Here is a 1,617-nt window from a genome sequence, read left to right on the forward strand (position 1 = left end):
AATTCGTCTGATAATAAATCTTCTTTTTTCATAAGACTGTGTAATATTTAAATTTAAACAAAAAAATAATGAGGTCGTAAAACCCCATTATTTTTTAATTACACAGTTTATGTTATAGTACCTAATATCAGCAAGTACTACAAATTGTAGTACCTCTAAGATACCAATAAAACTTATTTTTGAGTATTTTTAGTACTAGAAAAAATCACTTAGTTTTTAATAATCTGTTTTACTGTAATTTCATTTCCATTAATAATATTTAACAAATACATTCCAGTAGGTAATCTATCCAAATTCATTACTTCTGAAGTACTTTTCAAAGTTTGAGAAAGCACTTTCATCCCTAATGGATTGTATAATATAAGAGTAGCACCATTATGGACTTCATTTACTTTTACATTCAATAGAGTAGTAACTGGATTAGGATAAACGATTACGTCTTCTGAAGTATTTTCTTCACTTAAAACTTTAATAGAGTCTTTGCTTGTCATATAGCTGCATGAACCTAGTTTATCTCCATGATCTAAATGCGATTGAACTGCATTAGAACTCACACAAATTTCCTGACCATTATGGCAAATCATAACTTTTTCACCCGAGTTACCACACTGTACGTTTATGGTTTTAATCGCAATAGAAGCTGTTGTTTGACAACCTTTAGAGTCAGTTACTACAACAGTATAGATTCCCTCGGCTGATACAGTAATGTTTTTTGCCGTTTGATTTGTACTCCACTTATAAGTATAAGGTCCTGTACCTCCTGTAGGAGTCACACTAATACTAAGGGAAGTTGGACCATAACCAACATAAATGCTATTTTTCTCATCAATGACAGGATTTAGAGCATAAACATCAGAAATTACAGCAACTAATTGTATAGGATTAGTATCATCACAATCATTATTATTGTAAACTCCACAAGCTACAGGATTACCTGATCCTAAACCATCACCATCACTATCTATATATAATATAGCATTATCATCACAATCTAAATTATTAGAAGAATACCCCTCAGGAGCTACTGATGAGCATAACATAGCTGTTGCAGTCGATCCAAATCCATCTTTATCAGCATCAACATAGTATTGAATTGGCTGATGAACAGCAGCATCGTTATCATTACAATCGCTGTTGTTGGTAGCATAACCTTCAGGAGCAACATTTATTGTAAATAAAGCACTGGTAGTTGATCCAAAACCATCCTTATCTGTATCTAAATAATACGTTTTATTAACAGTTAACGATTGTGCAACTGAAGTTGCAGCATTGTAGATTTCATTACCTGATTGCGAAGCTGTAATTTCTGTAGAACCAGCACCTACAATATGAACCTTACCATTTAGAATTGTAGCCACATCTGTATTTGAACTGGTGTAACTTAAAACTAATCCCGAACTAGCTGTCGCTTCTGGATCAAAATCCGAATCTCCAATAGTTTTAGCCAACAAAACATTAAAGGCGATAGTTTGATTTCTCTTGCTTTCAAAATTCTCTAATTCTTTAACTGTAAAGCTTTCTGTACCAGAGCCAAAAACAAATTTATCTATCTGTATTCCATTTTCTCTGCCTCCTATTTGGAACGTTTGCGTAAATGCACCATCAACAACATTAAAT

The 1,617-nt window shown here is 32.7% G+C and carries 1 protein-coding gene; it reads right to left on the reverse strand.

Annotation, left to right across the window (positions count from 1 at the left end):
• Nucleotides 1-209 precede the first annotated feature (209 nt).
• Nucleotides 210-1,617, reverse strand: a 1,408-nt coding sequence (locus tag AAEO59_RS16320) for a T9SS type A sorting domain-containing protein (RefSeq protein WP_341701809.1), incomplete at its 5' end; no start/stop codon positions are given.

The sequence above is a fragment of the Flavobacterium flavipallidum genome, from assembly GCF_038289905.1.
In the GTDB taxonomy this organism is placed as follows: Bacteria; Bacteroidota; Bacteroidia; order Flavobacteriales; family Flavobacteriaceae; genus Flavobacterium; species Flavobacterium flavipallidum.